The sequence below is a fragment of the Paenibacillus donghaensis genome (assembly GCF_002192415.1).
Classification (GTDB): Bacteria; Bacillota; Bacilli; order Paenibacillales; family Paenibacillaceae; genus Paenibacillus_AQ; species Paenibacillus_AQ donghaensis.
The window spans coordinates 1,850,245-1,868,400 of the sequence record NZ_CP021780.1 but is presented as its reverse complement, the minus strand read 5'-3'; the positions used below and the strand labels follow the sequence as shown (position 1 = coordinate 1,868,400).

Annotated in this window: 15 protein-coding genes and 2 pseudogenes; 4 read left to right on the top strand and 13 right to left on the bottom strand. The window is 48.7% G+C overall.

Going from position 1 to position 18,156, the window contains the following annotated elements:
• Positions 1-21 precede the first annotated feature (21 nt).
• The 3 genes from B9T62_RS07745 to B9T62_RS07735 form a co-directional block, all read right to left on the bottom strand.
• Complete coding sequence (locus B9T62_RS07745) at positions 22-1,728, bottom strand: response regulator transcription factor (protein WP_087914729.1); 1,707 nt, start codon at positions 1,726-1,728, stop codon at positions 22-24.
• Between the two features lie 790 nt (positions 1,729-2,518).
• Positions 2,519-4,396 (bottom strand): M56 family metallopeptidase, encoded by a 1,878-nt coding sequence (locus B9T62_RS07740; RefSeq protein ID WP_087914728.1) that lies wholly within the window; start codon positions 4,394-4,396, stop codon positions 2,519-2,521.
• The gene (locus B9T62_RS07735) at positions 4,389-4,760 is read right to left on the bottom strand and encodes a BlaI/MecI/CopY family transcriptional regulator (RefSeq protein WP_087914727.1); all 372 of its coding nucleotides are present in this window, start codon (positions 4,758-4,760) and stop codon (positions 4,389-4,391) included. The genes B9T62_RS07740 and B9T62_RS07735 overlap by 8 nt, the downstream gene beginning before the upstream one ends.
• Positions 4,761-4,922: 162 nt before the next feature.
• On the opposite strand from B9T62_RS07735, the gene B9T62_RS07730 reads away from it, so the two are divergent.
• Genes B9T62_RS07730 through B9T62_RS07725 form a run of 3 tightly spaced genes read left to right on the top strand, consistent with a single transcriptional unit; the run spans position 4,923 to position 6,280 of the window.
• On the top strand, positions 4,923-5,507 hold the full coding sequence (locus B9T62_RS07730) for an LOG family protein (RefSeq protein WP_087914726.1): 585 nt from the start codon (positions 4,923-4,925) through the stop codon (positions 5,505-5,507).
• A gap of 34 nt (positions 5,508-5,541) precedes the next feature.
• Positions 5,542-5,757, top strand: coding sequence for a hypothetical protein (locus B9T62_RS38815; protein ID WP_157685503.1), 216 nt, complete (start codon positions 5,542-5,544; stop codon positions 5,755-5,757).
• Positions 5,758-5,797: 40 nt separating this feature from the next.
• Positions 5,798-6,280, top strand: a complete 483-nt coding sequence (locus B9T62_RS07725; RefSeq protein ID WP_087914725.1) for an NUDIX hydrolase — start codon at positions 5,798-5,800, stop codon at positions 6,278-6,280.
• Between the two features lie 1,096 nt (positions 6,281-7,376).
• On the opposite strand, the gene B9T62_RS07720 is transcribed toward B9T62_RS07725, so the two are convergent.
• The 5 genes from B9T62_RS07720 to B9T62_RS07700 form a co-directional block, all read right to left on the bottom strand.
• Positions 7,377-8,270 carry a class I SAM-dependent methyltransferase gene (locus B9T62_RS07720; RefSeq protein WP_087914724.1) on the bottom strand — a complete coding sequence of 298 codons (894 nt, stop codon included), beginning with the start codon at positions 8,268-8,270 and terminating at the stop codon, positions 7,377-7,379.
• A 47-nt stretch (positions 8,271-8,317) separates the two neighbouring features.
• Complete coding sequence (locus tag B9T62_RS07715; protein WP_087914723.1) at positions 8,318-9,220, bottom strand: NAD(P)/FAD-dependent oxidoreductase; 903 nt, start codon at positions 9,218-9,220, stop codon at positions 8,318-8,320.
• A 29-nt stretch (positions 9,221-9,249) separates the two neighbouring features.
• Positions 9,250-9,534: a hypothetical protein gene (locus tag B9T62_RS40560; protein ID WP_087914722.1), complete on the bottom strand. Its 285-nt coding sequence runs from the start codon at positions 9,532-9,534 to the stop codon at positions 9,250-9,252.
• The gene (gene trxA / locus B9T62_RS07705; protein ID WP_245864381.1) at positions 9,527-9,841 is read right to left on the bottom strand and encodes a thioredoxin; all 315 of its coding nucleotides are present in this window, start codon (positions 9,839-9,841) and stop codon (positions 9,527-9,529) included. The genes B9T62_RS40560 and trxA overlap by 8 nt, the downstream gene beginning before the upstream one ends.
• Positions 9,842-10,055: 214 nt before the next feature.
• Complete coding sequence (locus B9T62_RS07700) at positions 10,056-11,294, bottom strand: hypothetical protein (protein WP_087914721.1); 1,239 nt, start codon at positions 11,292-11,294, stop codon at positions 10,056-10,058.
• A 157-nt stretch (positions 11,295-11,451) separates the two neighbouring features.
• Here B9T62_RS07700 and B9T62_RS07695 point away from each other — a divergent pair, with 157 nt between their 5' ends.
• Complete coding sequence (locus B9T62_RS07695; RefSeq protein ID WP_087914720.1) at positions 11,452-14,106, top strand: cation-translocating P-type ATPase; 2,655 nt, start codon at positions 11,452-11,454, stop codon at positions 14,104-14,106.
• Between the two features lie 177 nt (positions 14,107-14,283).
• Here the strand turns inward: B9T62_RS07695 and B9T62_RS07690 are convergent.
• The 5 genes and pseudogenes from B9T62_RS07690 to B9T62_RS07670 all read right to left on the bottom strand — a co-directional run.
• Positions 14,284-14,760, bottom strand: a pseudogene (locus tag B9T62_RS07690) (IS4 family transposase); the annotation flags it as partial.
• A gap of 216 nt (positions 14,761-14,976) precedes the next feature.
• Positions 14,977-15,558: pseudogene (locus B9T62_RS41700) on the bottom strand (transposase); the annotation flags it as partial.
• A gap of 12 nt (positions 15,559-15,570) precedes the next feature.
• Positions 15,571-16,242: an ABC transporter ATP-binding protein gene (locus B9T62_RS07680; protein ID WP_245864380.1), complete on the bottom strand. Its 672-nt coding sequence runs from the start codon at positions 16,240-16,242 to the stop codon at positions 15,571-15,573.
• 33 nt (positions 16,243-16,275) lie between these two features.
• Positions 16,276-16,926 (bottom strand): hypothetical protein, encoded by a 651-nt coding sequence (locus B9T62_RS07675; protein ID WP_087914717.1) that lies wholly within the window; start codon positions 16,924-16,926, stop codon positions 16,276-16,278.
• 20 nt (positions 16,927-16,946) lie between these two features.
• Entirely contained in the window at positions 16,947-18,155 is a 1,209-nt protein-coding gene (locus B9T62_RS07670) for an ABC transporter permease (RefSeq protein WP_087914716.1), read from the bottom strand.
• Between the last annotated feature and the right edge of the window lies 1 nt (position 18,156).

Below are 18,156 nucleotides of genomic sequence, written 5' to 3'. Positions count from 1 at the left end.
GCCAATCTCCCCCTTTGCTGGCTATTTATGCAGCTCCCTGTACACGCTAGGCGTAGAGCCGGTAATCTTCTTGAACAGCTTGCTGAAATGACTGGGATCGGAATAGCCCACGGCATAGCAGATTTCATACAATTTATTCTGCGGGTCCCTAAGCATGCTCTTGGCCTTCTCAATCCGCACCCGGGTCAAATACTCGAACAAGGTCTCCCCGGTCTCCTGCTTGAATAGCAGCCGGACATACGTAGGGCTGAGATATACCCCCTCGGCGATGTCTGCCACGGTCAGATTCTGCTCATATCTGGCTTCAATCAGGCTGCGGATCTTCTCGATTACCTCACTGGCCTTGCTGCTACGCTTCGCCTGCACGAAAGCACAGACCTCCAGCAGATAGCTTTCGGTGAACTGCAGCAATTCCATGATTGTCTCCTGCAGCAGCACCTGCTTCCAGGCCTCCGCTTCCCGGCGCTCGAATTCCGGCGTCATCCCATTCAGCTCCAGCAGGACCTGACTGGACTGCAGGATCAGATGCTGGCTGACATTCTGGGCATAACGCGCACCGCGTTCACGGCTGCGTTCCAGCAGCGTGAAGCTCGCGCCCAGCTCCTGGCTCAGCCGGACCGGATCACCCATCTTCAGCGCTGCAAGCACACGTTCTCCCGGCTCCGTCTCCAGTCGGTAGCCCAAATGCTCCGCCGATGCTGATTCTATATTGTCCATCGTCAGAATCCGGTTTTTGCCCAGATACCATTTCTGGTCCACCGCATCCCTGGCCTGACGATAGGAGGCTGGAATGTCGGCCAGACTGTCCACCTGCTCGCCTACCCCAATCGTTACACTCAGCTTCAGCCATTGCCGCAGATTGCTGCGGATCGATTCCGCCAGCGTGAGCAGGTCATCCTCCGGGGATTCACCCGGCAGATTCCAGCCTTCCTCCGCATCCGGCTCGCCGGACAGCTCTTCTCCAGCTGTTTCGATCCCTGCGTCCGCCTCCAGCGGGGTAGACTGCGTCAGTAGAAGCCCGACATATTCACCCGCCACCTTCTCGAAGGTCACTCCGCGCATCTGCTTGTCAATCAGCTCCTGAATAATGTTCAGCACCGTGTAGGACAGCAGCTGCTTATCCCTTTCAGATCGGCTGTTCATCACCTGGGTCACATCGTCAATCACAATCACCATCAGGATATACCCTCCGGCTGAAGTGAGCGGCAAGCCGAGGAAATCCAGCTTCGCCTGCAGATGGGTCACATCCAGACTGTCACTGATGACAGACAGCAGAAACCGCTCGCGCAACAGCGGCATACTCTGGCTCAGCTTAACCTGCATCTCATTTACCAGCCGCCGTTCCCGATCTTCCGCCTCCAGTACGGCGCACACCTTGCCCATTACCGCAGCCAGCTCCTTGCGGCTGATCGGCTTAAAGATATAATCCACCGCATGCATCTGCAGCGCCGATTTGAGGTATTCAGCATCATTATGGCCGCTGATGAACACAATTTTGGTGGCCGGCAGCCGCGCATGGATCGCAGCCGCCATCGTGATCCCGTCCATGGCCGGCATCTGCACATCCGTCAGCACGATATCCGGCTTCAACTCTGCAATTAATTCCAATCCGGTATCGCCGTCATCTGCAGTTCCCGCCAGTGTAATTCCCAGCGCCGCCCAATCCACATAAGTCCGCAGCCCGTTCAGGACCGAAGGCTCATCATCTACTATGATCAAGGTTTTCACTTCTGCACCTGCCTTTCTTGTTGAACAGGGTTCTACGTTCTAGACTCGATCTCCTGCACAGCACTTTCTGTGGGGGTAACAAGTAGAAACGGCTTCGCCGCCCTCTGTAAAGCGTATGCTTCCGAAGCAGCGATACTACGTATCGCTTTCAGGTATCCGTTTCAGCGAGAAATAGAAGGATAAATTATAGTGTAGAACATATAAGGCTCAATCTAAAAATCAGCGGTTGACTATACGAGTGAACAGAGCGGAGGGCCTTACGTAGTAACCTATACCTCATCAAATAAGCCACTCTTCCGCTATAGGAAGAGTGGCTTATTCTCACATTTCGTTACTGCTTAGGATTCAGCCAGGATTTAGAGTGTTGCCCTGGAATCGTCGGTCGAATTAGATGCGAAACTGCAACTAATTTCAGCCGAGACACCCATTATCAGGATAATAAGTGCATATCTGCAACTAAATTCGAGTAAAACAAGCTTATTACACTCAAAATCCTAAATTAGGTGCGTTTTCGCACTTATTTCCTCCAACACAGAAAAAAACGGCTAAATAGATGCAGTTTCGCAACTAATTCTTTGGACTGGACATATGAGACTATCATGGAACTGAATCTGCAGGTTACAATAAGGAAATCGGGCTTTAACAGCGATCGGAAGAACCCTCCTAACCCGTAGCGGGCATCATTCACAAGGGGTCAACCGCTGATTTTGGTTTTGAGCCACATATAAATTCTTATATTTACAAATAAACAGCAGAACTGCCATAGCAGCCCCACTGTTCATGGCACATTTTATCGGGTTACACTCGTTTCCCACTCGCCGATCTTGTACGTAAAAATCTCCATTGACACCTGATCCTGCTGCTCTCCGCTGGCGCTGGCTATCACCTTAAAGGAGTGTCCGACATAGGGCTTACTTGGTGTATAAATATACCTCCAGCCGCTTGGAGCCGCCGGCTCCCAGTACACCAGCTCACCTGTAGTCTGATCCACAATACTCAGGCTGACGGTTGGCGTAAGGTCCGTGGTTTCCTTCACATCAATAGTTAATGTCTTCCCGCTCTTCAGCACCAGAGCTTTGCCAATCACCTTGCCCTCTGTGCCGTCACTTGTATTCCCGATTGCAGGAAGAGTGACCATCCCACTGAATAGCTTGCTTGTTTCACTCTTGGCATCATAATCGGTAAGGGGTTTCCAGCCGACATAACCAAAATTCTTTGGGTTAGATGTTATTATTTCGTTGTTACTCGCAGTCCTGACTTGAAAAGCAAAGTCTTTCGCAGCCACCACCTCATCTATCACATATACCCCGCGCTGTAACAATTCGTCGATAAAAGCATGATTATCATTAGCCAGTTCAAAAGTAATTTGATTCACAATCATTTCCTTGATTATTTCATCATTCTTATACGCGGCTGCCTTGCCGGCAAAAGCCACCTTGAGCTCGCGCCCTTTCACCGAAAGCGTAAGAGCAGCACTGTCCGCGATATCCACGTTATTATCCTGCCACTTCTTGGTGATCCTATAGTAAGGCTGGGTTCGGTTATAATAATCTATCTTCAGCCCATTGGCGTCAATATACACGGGACCTTCAGTTACTCGCATCTTGTTGGCAAAATAGTGGCCCAACGTATGTTGCACATTTTCCTCAAGCGGTTTAGTGGGATCGTAATAAGTTCTCATGGCACCTGCGTATAATTTAAGCGCTTTGGGCGGCTCTGCGAACACCGCAGAGGAAGCGAAGACTGAAACTACAGCGAGAATCACCGCCAGCATCACACCAGCGACAGCTGATTTAGGGCTGTTTTTATCCTTGGTCATAATTAGGCTAAACCTCCTGTAGAGCTGTTTTTTGGGCTGAGCAAGACTGTTGTTCATGGCATATACCCTCTGTGAGGCATAATACAGGATCATCTCACTGTAGCGCTTCTTGTCTTCCGGCTTCATCTGCCTGGTAATCTGCTCATCCACAGCGTATTCGCAGGCTTCTGCAGCATAGGACAAGGCCAGATAAGACAGCGGATTATACCAGTGCACGGAGTTTACTACCACGGCCAGCAGCTTGATCCATGCGTCTTTCTGCTGATGATGGATCCTTTCATGCTCCAGCGCGAGCTGGTATGCCGAAGAACCAACGATCTTATCAGGCATCACAATTCTCGGCTTCCGGAATCCGATCAGCATAGGTGAGTGAATATGGCTGCTGACCACTACGGGTATATGCCCTTTAAGGCTAGAATGGACTACTGTTTGAGTTACGGTTTGCTTAAAGCGGACATACCCTAGGAAATACCGGCCTAACATTAAGGCAGCGCCGGTCGCCCAGATGATTAGCAGCCACTGGTCTGCGGACAACGAGAAGTGATCAGCCGGTATACGATTCTCAGCCACAAGCGTAGAAGAAGCTGCTGCTTCCATGTTGCCAGAACTGCCTGTGGTCTCCGGGGTGACAGCCGGATATCCGCCGGTTTGTTCAACATAGACCTCCCGCTGCGGGCTAAATGCCTGGATATCTAACTGCAGCGGGATAAGATACAGCAGCAGTACCATAAGCCAGAGAGCGTAATACCGGCGGCCGCCCAGGAGTTTCGCCAGCCTGCTTCGGAGTACGATCAACACCAGACTTGCGATACTTCCGGCAAGCGTGGTGCCGAGCAGCCAGTCAGTCATGCTTCTCCGCCTCTCCGTTGATGAATTCGCGAAGCTCGTCGATGTCGCTTTTGCTCAGATTCTCATCCTGAAATAAGGCGCTAATCAGACTTTTGGCTGACCCTTTGTGTATGGAATGCAGGAAGCTGTGCGTCTGCTGTTTGCGGTAATCGCCTTCGCTGACAGCCGGCCAATATTCATGTGCATGCGAGCGACCTAGCTTGACGGATTGCAGCACGCCTTTGTCGATAAGTCTGCCAGTAAGCGTGAGAATTGTTGTAGCCTTCTTGTCTGGCAATTGCTCCATGATTTCTTTGGTTGTCATTCGGTTGGCCGTGCTCCACAGAATCTGCATAATCTCCATTTCAGCGGCAGTAATATGCATTTCGTTACTCAACCCCTTTCGATTCTACAACTCGTTTTTCATTATACGACTTGTAGAAACGAAAAACAACCCGGCTCCCACATTTTCCAGACCCTGTGATATAATGACGTGACTAACCTATGTTCCATAGACTATTTTCCCTAAAGGAGAGATTGAGAATTCATGCAAAGTATAGCCGTATTCTGTGGATCAAGCGACGGGGCATCCCCGGTATATAAAGAAAGCGCCCGCGCTTTAGGCCATGAGCTCGCTGCACGAAACCTTACCCTGATTTATGGAGGCGCAAGTGTCGGTTTGATGGGAGCCGTTGCTGACGGCGTATTGGAACGGGGGGGCAAGGTGGTCGGCATCCTTCCGCATTTCCTGCACAGCCGCGAGATTGCCCACAGCAGCCTGACGGAATTGATTGTGGTCGATTCGATGCATGAGCGCAAGCTCCGAATGTCAGAGCTGGCCGACGGCTTCATCGCCCTGCCGGGCGGTCCCGGCACACTGGAGGAATATTTCGAGATCTTTACCTGGGCCCAGCTCGGACTGCACCAAAAGCCTTGCGGACTCTTGAACATCAATCATTATTACGACTCCTTGATCACACACTTTGACATCATGACCGGTGAACAGTTTATGCACGACAAATACCGTTCCATTGTGCTGACCGACACCACTCCACAGGGGATGCTGGATCAGTTCTCCAGCTATGCGCCTCCTGCCGTCAAGACCTATTTAACCGACGAGAACCGCACCTGAGCCACTCTTTAGTCTGCTGCTTGATAAAACGCAAATGATGCAGGATTTCCAGGCTAGTGCCGCCGGTATGGCGATGTTCACGGATTATGAACCCTGGGTCACTGGTGAGGGCAGAACCGAAAGTCTACAGCGGCACAGCGAATATTATCAACAGATTATTGATCATCAACCGGGGTTTACCGCGCTTAGCGGGTTGTGGGTACCGAATAGCCGGTACTGGACGGGATGGAGGCGCTGCGGCCAGAGCTGAACCTGCTGCGCAAATAATTAACTTTTGGGAGGTACTAAGTATGGCAATGCTAACACATATCGTAGCAGTAGGTGGTATTGTAGAGAATGAACAAGGGCAGGTTCTACTTGTGAAGACACAGCATGGTGGCTGGGTATTTCCTGGTGGGCAAGTAGAAAATGGTGAAAACCTGATAGTGGCTTTAGTTAGAGAGATTAAAGAGGAAAGTGGAATAGACATCATGGTGTCTTCTTTAGTAGGCGTCTATTCAAATACAGCAACTTATAAATGGCATGACGGAGTGACCGATGTTCCAACTAAGGTAATGCTGGATTTCACATGCAAGCCCTTGGGTGGAGAATTGGGTACTTCCGATGAAACTTCAGATAGCCGCTGGGTTGACAAAAATGAAGTATTGGAATTGATTACAGCTCCAGCCATACGAACCCGATTTCAAGCTTATCTGGATTTTAGCGGAAACACAACTTATATGGAATACGTAACCAAACCTAATTTTGCAGTGAAACTTGAACGAACAATATAAATAGTAAAGTCATTGAGCGAGTTTCATAAGTTCGAACCATTAATTAGTTGCAAAACCGCATCTAACTTCCCCTGTTTTGGAGGAAATAGATGCAAAAAGGGTACTTAGGTCCAGAAAGGGAATTTCTACCGCTAGTTCATTGCTAGCGCACCTTTCGGAGAATTACGGACTCTGATACCCTTATTCCGCTGCTGACGCCACTTTTGCGGGAGTTACGGACTCCAGTGCCCTTATGTGCTCCAAACACCCTTGTATTCGGCGGTTTTGAGCTCAATACAGGCTATACTGCCCTTATGTGCTCCAAACACCCTTGTATTCGGCGGTTTTGAGCTCAATACAGGCTATACAGTCCGTTAATTCGTAATATTAGCCTGTTTCATCCATATAGAGGCTATGCAGTCCGTTAGTACCACTAAACATCCCTAAACACACGTCGCCCCCACAATACATACCCATTTGGACTTACATCAGAGTTTGGATGCTCATTACAGACCCTGTTACTTGAAATTGCGGATTTAGGGAGGACGGGTTTTGGACTTAGAACGTTCAAACCTATATCGAGACCCGGGTCCTAAGTAGTAACCAGAATTGCACTTATTCTCCCGCTGACTGGAGATCTAGCTGAAATTAATTGCACTTTCAGTTACTACTTAGGTTCCAGCCAGGATTTAGAGTCTGCCCTGGAGCCTTCCGAGTAATTAGATGCGAAACTGCAACTAAATTCAGCCGCAACGTCCATTAGCAGGCAAATAAGTGCAAATCTGCAACTAATTTCGAGCAAATCACTCCTAGAACGCTCAAAAGTCTAAAATAGATGCGTATTCGCACTTATTTCCTCCAAAACAGAAAAAATCGGTTAAATAGATGCAGTTTCGCAACTAATTGTTCGGCTCCCTAAAGATGGGACAGAATCTGCGTAAATCTTTTTATAAGGAGTCCTAAGTAGTAACCACCTTCGCTTCTAAAATTGCTCCAAACGTCCCAAGCAACCCTCTAAATTCTCCCTGGAACCTAAGTAGTAGCCGGAATAAGCCACAAAAATAGACTGCACCATCCTCAAGGAACGGGCAGTCTGCTCTATATTCTCCTAATTAAATTAACGCTCTCCGCCGTACATCTTCTGGTCCTCCAGCTGAATCAATACCTTACCGAAACGTCCGCCCTGATGGACAGCCACCTTATCGTCCACATAAGTCTGTTCCAAATAGTCGGCAATGATCCGCTTGGCTTGTTCATCAGCAGGCAGCTGATACAGTCTTACCATATCCATGACTTCCTTCAGTGCCGCATCTCTCGTAAGCACAGCAGTCTTCATCTCCCGGGTCACCAGTGACTGGAAAGAATAGCCTTTGAGATACAGCAGGTTCGTCAGATAAAACATCTCCGACATTTCCGGTTCCCGCACCCTTTCCGTAAGCAGAGGCCAAACTTCATTGAGCAGACTATGCTCTCTGGCACCTGCAACCGAACTGATATAACAGAACCTGCGCGCACAGCTCAGCACCTTCTCCACACTGTCCCAGTCGGCAATCACCGGACACATCGAGACGAACACCAGATCAAAGGCCTGTTCCCAGCCTCTTTCCGCCACATCAATCTCTTCAAAATCTTCAACTACCACCTCAACATTCCCGTTCGTTATGTCTTTCGTATTCTTCTTCAGCAGCTTGGCAAGCGGCAGATTAGGTTCAACAGCGGTAACCCTTCCTCCTTCCTCGGCAAAAGGAACTGTAAAGCCGCCCGAAGCCGCTCCAATATCCAGGATCGTGTTATCCTTGAAGGCTACGCCCTGCCCGGTCAGCCACTGGGTAATCCGGCGTGCCCGCTGTCTGCCCTCTTCACTGAACACCTGCTTGTTGAAGCTATCGGCCCGGTTGTCGAAGGAACGCGTTCTATCAATACCGGCTTGCTTCATCTTATTCACGGAGGTGGTGAGGTCTTCGTTCCAGGCCTGTGCCCAGAGGTTTGTATTGAACAAATCGGTTATCATTCCAATCATCCCTTCTTATTGTAAATCTGTAATCCTTGCCGGAAATCCTACACGAAGTCTTCTTCTGTCAGCTCCAGGTTGATGCCTGCCGCCGCCCTGCTTCCCGCCGCAGCGGCATAAATCAGCTGGGAGGGCCCTATGTACGACGCATCTCCGGCAGCATACACGCCCGGCACTGTACTTCTGCCCCATTCATCCGTAACTACACCGCCCAGCTCGTTGACCTCATATCCAAGATCATCATCCCAAGACGCCTTTGGCTGCCACTCTGGCGTAATGAATCCGCCGCTTCGCTCTATGCGGCTGCCATCGGCGAACTCCACCTGCCGCAGCCTGCCTTCTTCATGAATAAAAGCCACCGCTGCCTGTTCCACAACCCTGATGTTGCGCGATTCCAGCAGCTGCTTCTGCACGTCATCCAGCACAGCCTGCCCATTCGTGCAGATCACCAGATCCCGGCTCCAGGTATAGAGCAGCTTAGCCATATGAAAGACGCCCGGTTTATCTGAGACAACGATCAACGGCTGATCCCGAAGCTCCCAGCCGTCGCAGTACGGACAGTTGAACAGGCTTGTTCCATAACATTCATGCAAGCCCGCAATCTTCGGGAAGACCTCACGCAGCCCTGTGGCGATCAGCAGCTTGCGGGCTTCCACCCGCTGGCCCGTCAATGTCGTAACTGCATACCCGCCGCTGAGCGCCTCCATTCCGGTTACCTCCAGCGGGAGATGTTGCACAGAAGGATAACGCAGCACTTCCTCATAGGCGATGCGCCGGAACTCGCCTGGGGTAACGCCATCCCGGGTGATGAATCCATGCGAGGCATGGGTAACCGCATTGCGGGGCTGATTGTTGTCGAGAATGGCCACCTTGCGTCTGGCCCGTCCCAGCACCAGCGCCGCATTCAGTCCCGCCGGTCCTCCACCGATGATTGCACAATCATAGATCATTTGATCTCCTCCTAAAAGTTTTGTTAGCGTTACTCCTTCGATTCTGCTTCGTACAAAACTCGCTTCGCAAGCCTACGCTTTTGGAGTGGTTGGTTGCCTAGCTCCTTCATATAGAAAGAGACAATAAATCCGATTCCGGCCATCCCAGGGAGGAATATAGACAGCCATTGCGCCCGGTTCTCATTAATGGAGAGATCCTCCATCATGCGCGGCAGTGCCGTCGTCAGCATCGTTTGCATCAACTGGCCGAGAAAATTCGCAATCACCAGCGAAGCAACAATGAACCCCGGCTTCCGATTTAACGCCTTATCCACGGCTAAGCTGCTGCAGCATCTTCATAGGCAAGATGCCCACCTCACTATGCTGAGGGATACCATCTTTAAAAATAATCGTAGCAGGAATGCTCATAATCTGATATTGGGAGGAGGTGACCGGACTTTCGTCCACATTCACTTTGACTACAGATACAGCTGCGCCTGCCTCCTTCTCAAATTCCTCCAGCACCGGAGCAAACATTCTGCATGGCCCGCACCAGGAAGCCCAGAAGTTAACCACCGTAATTCCTTCAGATTGTACTCTTTCCGCAAAATTCGAATCCTTTGCATGTTGAATCGCCATCATGTTCATCCCTTCGAGGTCATTTGATATCTATTAAAGATACATTATGTCTTTAATAGTCACAAAAAAATATATCACTCTCCTTCAAATCCCACTTAAAGGACTTAATGTGTCTATGATATATTCGATTGACCGTTCTGTCAACCCGCAATATAGAGGACCCCGCTCATCTCTTTGACTTTGGGACCCCTATGGAGTTCTGTTAAGAATTTTCTGCTCACCTTATCTGATGGTTTTTAAACGTCCGGGAAGTAACAGGCAGCAGCACAGCTATAGCTATAATGCAGTAACCTGCCATCAGCTTGTACTCCGGTATAAACCAATTTGCCAAGTGGAGCACTTCATACCCAGTCACTTTCGAGAAGCCATCAAACATGTTCAGGGGCAGCAGATTCATCAGGTGGATCACATAGCGATTGCTGTCCATATCCGGAAGCAGCAGCGGAACGATCACAAGCGCCCCGGCGACAACGATAACCTTGAACGGACTACTCATGCGGCTGGACAGCCACAATGTCACCACCCCCACCAGCAGACACGCCAGACTGCCTAGGCCAACCACCCACCCATAGGTCTGCAGAACAGTATAAGGAACCGGTGACTGCAGATTGATGATCTGCACACTGGCATTCCCGCCATCGAAACCAAATACTATAAGCAGCAGCAGCGTGTAGACCGTAAGCGCCACAGCCAGCAGCCCAAGCGAAACGATTAGACTTGCTTTGAGTTTGGCGGCGATCAGCTTATTGTGTCCATGGCGGGAGGTTAGAATAATCGCATCCGCCTGGCTCTGATATTCTCCGGCAAACATGGGAGCCAGCAAGATGGCAATAACAAGCGCAGTGACAAGAAATACAGACGGCAGATTCTCGAACACCTGCTGCCAGCCGCTGACGTATTCAACCTGAAATGGCACGGGGATACTTTCATTTTTTTGAGCATAATAAGCCTTCTCCTCTGCCGAATAAGGACCGAAGCCCTCCTCCGTGTTCAAATACTCGTCCACCCGCTCCATGCGTTTCTGATAATAGTGCATGCCGTCACTTGGGTTCATCCGGTCAATAATATAGAAATCAAATTCACCCGGCGGATAATAGACCGGCCTGATCAGACTGTAGAGCTGCTCATACTTCACATCATATTTAGCATAGTTCTCAATGCTGATTTCACCAGTCTCGTCAATATATCTCGGGTCCTTCCTGATGTCCTGATGCAACTTGATCGTTTCGGCTACCCGCTCCGGGGTTAGAGGTCCGGCTAACTGCCTGTTATATTCCCTCTCCAGCTGAATAGCCTCCAGCCCATATAGAAACTTACTGTCTCTCCCCGTGGTCTGTTGTCCTGTAATCAGCAGCATTGCCATTAATATGGTCATGCCCACCAGAAAGACAAGCCCGGCAATAAAGGACTTCCTACGTATGATTTTCTTCAATTCGAACCGGGTTAATGTATCCAACGATCCAACCTCCTGTTTATCCTATTATCTATGAATGTATAACTGTTCTCTACTCGAAAAAAATAATACTCCCGGGAAAACTTGTTGAAACTTGTCGCAATTTCTACCGTAAGTTGTGAACATATAGAAAAAGCAACTGGAGAGGAGCTGTTACCTGGTGGAGTATTACCGCAGCAGTGTGTCAGACACACTACAGGAAGTGCAGAGTACAGCCAATGGACTTACGTCTGCTGAAGTAGACAACCGGCTGGCAAAGGAAGGCTACAATGAGCTAAAAGGCAAGCAGAAAGACCCGCTCTGGAAACTGTTTCTGGAGAATTTCAAAGATCCTATGGTAGTTGTGCTGCTCATAGCGGCAGCTGTTCAGATTGTGATGGGACATGTAATGGAATCCGTCATCATCTTTGTTGTTCTGATTCTTAATGCCGTGATCAGTGTCATTCAGACCCGCAAGGCAGAAGGCTCACTGGATGCACTACGCAAGATGTCCGCACCCGAAGCCAAGGTCATCCGGGACAGCGTGATGCTGTCTATTCCGGCCAGAGAGCTCGTTCGCGGCGATATCGTCTTTCTGGAGGCAGGCGATTATGTGCCTGCTGACGGACGGATCATTGAATCCGGGAGCCTGCGGATTGACGAAGGCATGCTTACCGGAGAATCTGAAGCCGTTGATAAGCATATCCATCCTATTGAACAGGATGCTCCGCTTGGAGACCGCCGCAATATGGCCTTCAGCGGCTCTCTGGTCGTCTACGGCCGGGGAACCCTGGTCATTACAGGAACAGCGCTTGGTACTGAGCTTGGGAAGATCGCGGGCCTGATCGAGAGCGCGGAAGCCAAGCAGACGCCTCTTCAGCGCAAGCTGGAGAGCTTCGGCAAGAAGCTGGGTCTGGCCGTCCTGCTGCTGTCTATACTCATATTCTCCATCCAGGCTGCGCGCGTATGGCTCTCGAACGATACGGTCGACACGACCGAAGCGATTCTGAATGCCCTGATGTTTGCCGTCGCCGTAGCGGTCGCAGCCATTCCGGAGGCATTGTCCTCTATCGTAACCATCGTGCTCTCCGTGGGTACCAACAAGATGGCCCGGCAGAACGCCATTATCCGCAAGCTGCCCGCTGTTGAAGCCTTGGGATCAACCAGTGTGATCTGTACGGACAAGACCGGTACCCTGACACAGAATAAAATGACGGTTGTCGATTATTTTCTGCCGGAAGGAACGCAGGATCAATTCAGCCTGCAGGCAGAGGAATGGTCGGAAGAAGCCCGCAGACTGCTGCATATCGCCGTGCTCTGCAACGATTCGAACATCAATGAGGAAGGCAAGGAGCTGGGCGACCCTACAGAGGTTGCGCTTATTGCTTTCAGCAACAGCAAGAACAAGGATTACCGCGAAATCCGCGATAATTTCCCGCGCGAAGCCGAGCTGCCGTTTGACTCGGAACGTAAGCTGATGACGACGCTGCATACCTTTGACGGACAGAAAGCCCTGCTTACCAAAGGCGGTCCGGATGTCCTGTTCAGCAGATGTACGCATGTGCTGCTGAGTGGCCAGGAGGTCCCGCTGACACCGGAAGTTCTTGAACGCTTCACCGAAGCGAATGAACAGTTCTCCAGTAGAGCCTTGCGGGTGCTTGCTTATGCCTACAAGACCGTGCCTAATACCGTCACTGAGGTTGAACTTGAAGATGAACAGAATCTGGTGCTGGTCGGCCTGTCGGCGATGATTGACCCGCCGCGCGAGGCTGTCTATGGCTCCATTGCAGAATCCAACAAGGCTGGCATCCGCACGATTATGATTACCGGGGACCACAAGACCACCGCCCAGGCCATCGGACGTGATATCGGACTGATGGCAGAGCACGAAATTGCTGTAACCGGCCAGGAGCTGGATGCCATGTCCGAGGAGGAACTCGACAGCAGGCTGGAGCAGATTGGCGTCTATGCCCGGGTCTCACCGGAGAACAAGATTAGAATTGTCCGTGCCTGGCAGCGGAAAGGCAAAATTACAGCCATGACGGGCGACGGCGTAAATGATGCGCCGGCATTGAAGCAGGCGGACATTGGCGTTGCCATGGGCAGTGGAACCGATGTAGCCAAGGATTCAGCGGCCATGATTCTGACGGATGATAACTTCGTATCCATCGTCAATGCAGTCGCTGTGGGCCGGACGGTATTCGACAACATCAAGAAAGCCATCGCCTATCTGTTCGCCGGCAATCTGGGTGCGATTATCGCCATCCTGTTCGCACTGATCTTCGACTGGATTAATCCGTTCACAGCCATCCAGCTGCTGTTCATCAATCTGGCGAACGATTCCCTGCCGGCCATTGCACTTGGTATGGAGAAAGCCGAACCGGATGTGATGAGTCGCAAGCCTAGAGACATCAACGAAGGAATCTTCTCCGGAGGCATGATGCAGGCTGTTATTACACGTGGTCTGCTTATAGGGGTAGCTGTTATTGTCTCCCAGTATATCGGATTGCAGCATTCCGAAGAAATGGGCATCGCGATGGCCTTTACAACGCTGATTCTGGCGCGGACCCTGCAGACCTTCGCCGCCCGCTCCAACAGCCAGACCTCTGTTGAAGCCGGATTCTTCAGCAACAAATACGTGATCGGCGCCGTCTTGGTCTGCTTTGCCTTCTATGGCATTGCCGTCCTGCCCGGCGTCAGAGAAATCTTCTCCATCCCCGCTTCCTTCGGCATGAACCACTGGCTGACAGCAACCGGCCTCGCCCTTGGCGCTGTAATTGCCATGGAGCTGGCGAAGCTTGTCCGCCGTGCGGGTCCATTGAAGCAGAAGGCCTGACTGCCAAAGAAGCCTGCCACGTCCAGTGCGGATGTGGCAGGCTTCTTTTCGTGAACGTTTACCTATAAGGTTCTTATTCGTAGGAGAAGATTATATCCTTGAAATCATAATTGGTGATCAGCCCTTCCATTACTATTACGTCCAACCGCTCATTTCTGCACGTTTGGACTTATTAACTCAACTTTCGCAGGGCGAAATCGGTAAACAAGCCTTGATATAAAAAGGCAAAGTAGCAATCCAGTCCTGCACTTGACACCGAGCTTGCCGCACGGAAACCGAACGCGAAACCAATTTTTGAAAAAGCAACCACAGGAACTGCAAAGCCGAAGAGAAATCCAACAATTTGACTTCATCACAAAGCCAAAAGAACAGTTCACCCAGACTTCGTGGATCGGTGGCCTGGCGTGATTCCCATTCCAGCAGCAAATAACGGGAAAACACAATGGTGGTGTGGCTAATCATCATGTCGTAAGAGCGGCCTTGGAATTCTTTGGCCAACTGTAAATAGGACTTGGTGACTTTGAAAAACTGTTCAATTTTCCAGCGAATCCCGTAAATGCGCACGATTTCTTCATCACTGAGCATACCGTCGGTGCTAAGCACGGCCAGCCATTCACTACGGTGGTTTCGATTTTCAACGAAGACGATTTTGAGTCGGGTCTGCTATCGGGAAGATAGCAGAAGTTAAGTCCTATAAAAACCGCGAAAAGCCTTGTAGAATCAAGGTTTTTTGCGGGTTTTCGTGTTATTCCCAGCACCGGCAAGGCCTCCCGGCGACAACCTGAAATGAAGCCATTTTGGGACATTGGAGAGAACTTGGAAAGAACTCAGAAAGAACTACAGCAGAATCGGCCCGCCCCTACCATTGACCAAATTACAGGAGCAACTGCTCCGGACATCCTGATTGCCTCGGTTCTTGAGCACGCTGAGCCAGAACTTGGCGGATTCGTTCTCCCCACTCCCACATGCCATCCAGATCAATGGCGATGACCAATTGACGGCTTTGTTGACAATGACCCCCTCATGCTAACCTTGAAATGAATGGCATCCAGAAACACAACGGCATATACGGGCTGCAGGGGACAATTCTGTCATACCTTTATCAGCGGCACGATCTTGTTTGTCACTTCGGAGTTGAGCCTGGGGAACACCTACACACCTAGAGCCCTTGCAGATAATCCTGAATCCCGGACACTGACGCATTTGCATACAAGGCGATGATTTGCACTTCAATGCCGGTGACATGGTTTTTTTTCTTCACTACCACGGATTGAACTCACCCAAACGGATCACGCGGCACTTGGATTTCCTTATCCCCATATTCGGTATGAATCGTTCTCTTGCCATAGCCATTGCGGCTGTTAAGTTCTGATCGTACCGTTCATCGTTCCGTTGGGTGTCCGGTTCCACGTTCAAGGTTTTCTCCAGCACATCCTTGAACGTGTCCATCAAATTCAATATTTTTCACTCTAATAAATTTCCATCAAATATAGAAATAATCCTTTTACTTTGTTGCGCTACCTTAATGTCATGGCTAATCACTATTATAGTATTGCCATTGTCATTTAGTTTTTGAAACAAAGTCAGTATCTCCTGACCAGTAGCAGAATCCAAAGAACCGGTTGGCTCATCTGCCAACAACAAAGAAGGTTCCGTTACTAAAGCACGAGCAATGGCTACTCTCTGCTGCTGTCCTCCTGAAAGCTCTTTTGGCTTATGAAGCACCCTATCAGATAATCCGACAAGACTGATCGTTTCATCTGCTTTTCTTAGTGCTTCGTCTCTGCCCATTCCTCGCAAAAGTAAAGGCATAATAATGTTTTGCATTGCTGTGTACTGAGGGATTAGATTGTATTTTTGAAATATAAATCCGATCTTCTGATTCCTAATCCTTGACAATTCCTTGTCACTACACTTCTCCACCTCCATATCTTCAAATTGATATGTTCCGCCATCCAAAGTGTCCATGCACCCCAGAATATTCATTAATGTGGTTTTGCCAGAGCCTGACGGACCCAGTATAGTTAAGTAATCACCTTTTTCAATGGTGAGGCTAATATCCTTAAGTGCATGCAAGCTTTCTTCTCCCATGGGATAAGATTTATTTACCTTATCCATCTTGATTATTTCATTCAAAAGCTTCCCCCCCTTTCAGTTTAAATTGTCAGCTTATTTATAAATTAAAATCTTATCTATGCCGGCATCCTTACCATCTATAACTTTTGGCTTAATTGCTAATACTGAACCTTTTTCAATGGAATCCAAGGTTGCTTTCCTGCCCAAAGAATTTCGGATATCCGTGCCTGCTGGAATAATTATGGTCTTGCTCTCTCCGGTATACGCTAAGTTAACTTCTCCGTCTTTTCCAAAGATCGAGCCGCCATACTCGAGAGGGTTGGGTGCAACAATATCCTCCATTCCCGGTGGATTTTCTCTTTCTTTTACCATAACCTGAGGAACACCATGTTCCTTCTTTTCTTCAGGATCTATCTTCTCATCCCAAGCTTGGTCTGGAACCAACCCTATCTCAATCTCAACTTCATTACCTATGATACGCTTTACTTTTCCGAAGAAACCGTCATTGGTCATTACTGAATTGCTGTCAGAATCATTTTGCTCTTCATTTACATCAGTCTGAGAAGGGTTTTCATCACCCTTTTTCTCCGTATTATCTGCTTTGGATTCATCCTCTGATATACCAATATTATTTGTACCACCTGGCGTTTGTACGTTTTTTGAACAACCTGTAATCATTGCAATCATAAGGACTGTAATTGCTAAAAACATTATAAAGGCTTTACAATTTTTATTTTTTTTCATGTCCGTCATTCTCCTTCCATTTATTCATAATTTAACGCATCAATAGGTTTCTGCCTCGAGGCTCTATATGCAGGATAATATCCAAAAATTGTTCCTGTCAGCAACGAAAAGAATAAAGCTGCCAATTGTCCACCGAGAGATGGAAGAACCGGAATATCGGTATATTTCATAAGGGGCAGTATAAAAATGCTCAGAAGCATCCCAGCCATGCTGCCAAATAGACTTATGGTTATGGATTCAAGAAGAAATTGCAGCAATATATTACGTTCGGGACAGCCTAAAGCCTTCAAAATGCCAATTTCTTTTGTACGTTCCTTCACAGATACGAAAAGTACATTCATGATTCCAATACCGCTAACAATAAATACAATCGCCGCAACGGAAACCAAAACCATACTCATAATTTTTGCTGATCGAAGAGCAACTTCCATTTTGCTGCCCACATCATCAATGGTATAGGCATCACCATTTTCAAGAAAATAGGTAAGAGAGCTACGTATCCATTTCATTGCAGCGTCTACTTGGGATACATCCTTAGCTAAAGCAACTGCTTGTGGTATGGAATACTGACTATTGAATAAATATTCCTGACCCACGGAATATGGAATAAACACAGAAGAATCTGGAAGGATTACTCCTACATTATCACCCTTGCGCCCCAGAACACCTACAACTTTTAAGAGCTTATTATTGAGTGTTATATATTCTCCAATTGCATTTTCAGCCATGCCATAGTTGTTTACTGCCACATCATAGCCTAAAACAGCAACCAATGATTTATCCTCCACATCACCTTCTGTGATATTTTCACCATAGGCTGCTGATAGGTTGAAGATATTCTCATATTCTGCCGTTACCCCTGTGACATTCCTAAGAAAGGATTCTCTATTTATCGTTACATTTGCAAGCCCGGAATCCAAAAGCATCATATCATCTAGATATGGATTTTCTTCTTTTATTTCTTTTATAAGCTCTTGGTTTAATCTTTCAATTTTAGTCATACTCGTATTAAAAAGGACTCTTTGCGATTCATCCGGATTTATATATATGGTTGCTGCAGACAAATCGCCAAACTGCCTGGTTATTTCCGCTTCTCCCCCCTTACCGATGGCAATAACCAAAACTATTGTTGCAGCCCCAACAATGATACCTAAGGAACTAAGAATAACCTTAAATTTGTTCTGTAAAATATTAATCCATATGATACGTAACATTTCAGTCAATTGCATA

What these genes read in the sequence shown, in the direction of transcription:
- B9T62_RS07740 (WP_087914728.1), bottom strand. Translation starts at nt 4,396, where the DNA reads ATGACTGACTGGCTGCTCGGCACCACGCTTGCCGGAAGTATCGCAAGT.
- B9T62_RS07735 (WP_087914727.1), bottom strand. Translation starts at nt 4,760, where the DNA reads ATGCATATTACTGCCGCTGAAATGGAGATTATGCAGATTCTGTGGAGC.
- B9T62_RS07730 (WP_087914726.1), top strand. Translation starts at nt 4,923, where the DNA reads ATGCAAAGTATAGCCGTATTCTGTGGATCAAGCGACGGGGCATCCCCG.
- B9T62_RS38815 (WP_157685503.1), top strand. Translation starts at nt 5,542, where the DNA reads ATGATGCAGGATTTCCAGGCTAGTGCCGCCGGTATGGCGATGTTCACG.
- B9T62_RS07725 (WP_087914725.1), top strand. Translation starts at nt 5,798, where the DNA reads ATGGCAATGCTAACACATATCGTAGCAGTAGGTGGTATTGTAGAGAAT.
- B9T62_RS07720 (WP_087914724.1), bottom strand. Translation starts at nt 8,270, where the DNA reads ATGATAACCGATTTGTTCAATACAAACCTCTGGGCACAGGCCTGGAAC.
- B9T62_RS07715 (WP_087914723.1), bottom strand. Translation starts at nt 9,220, where the DNA reads ATGATCTATGATTGTGCAATCATCGGTGGAGGACCGGCGGGACTGAAT.
- trxA (WP_245864381.1), bottom strand. Translation starts at nt 9,841, where the DNA reads ATGATGGCGATTCAACATGCAAAGGATTCGAATTTTGCGGAAAGAGTA.
- B9T62_RS07675 (WP_087914717.1), bottom strand. Translation starts at nt 16,926, where the DNA reads ATGAAAAAAAATAAAAATTGTAAAGCCTTTATAATGTTTTTAGCAATT.
- B9T62_RS07670 (WP_087914716.1), bottom strand. Translation starts at nt 18,155, where the DNA reads ATGCAATTGACTGAAATGTTACGTATCATATGGATTAATATTTTACAG.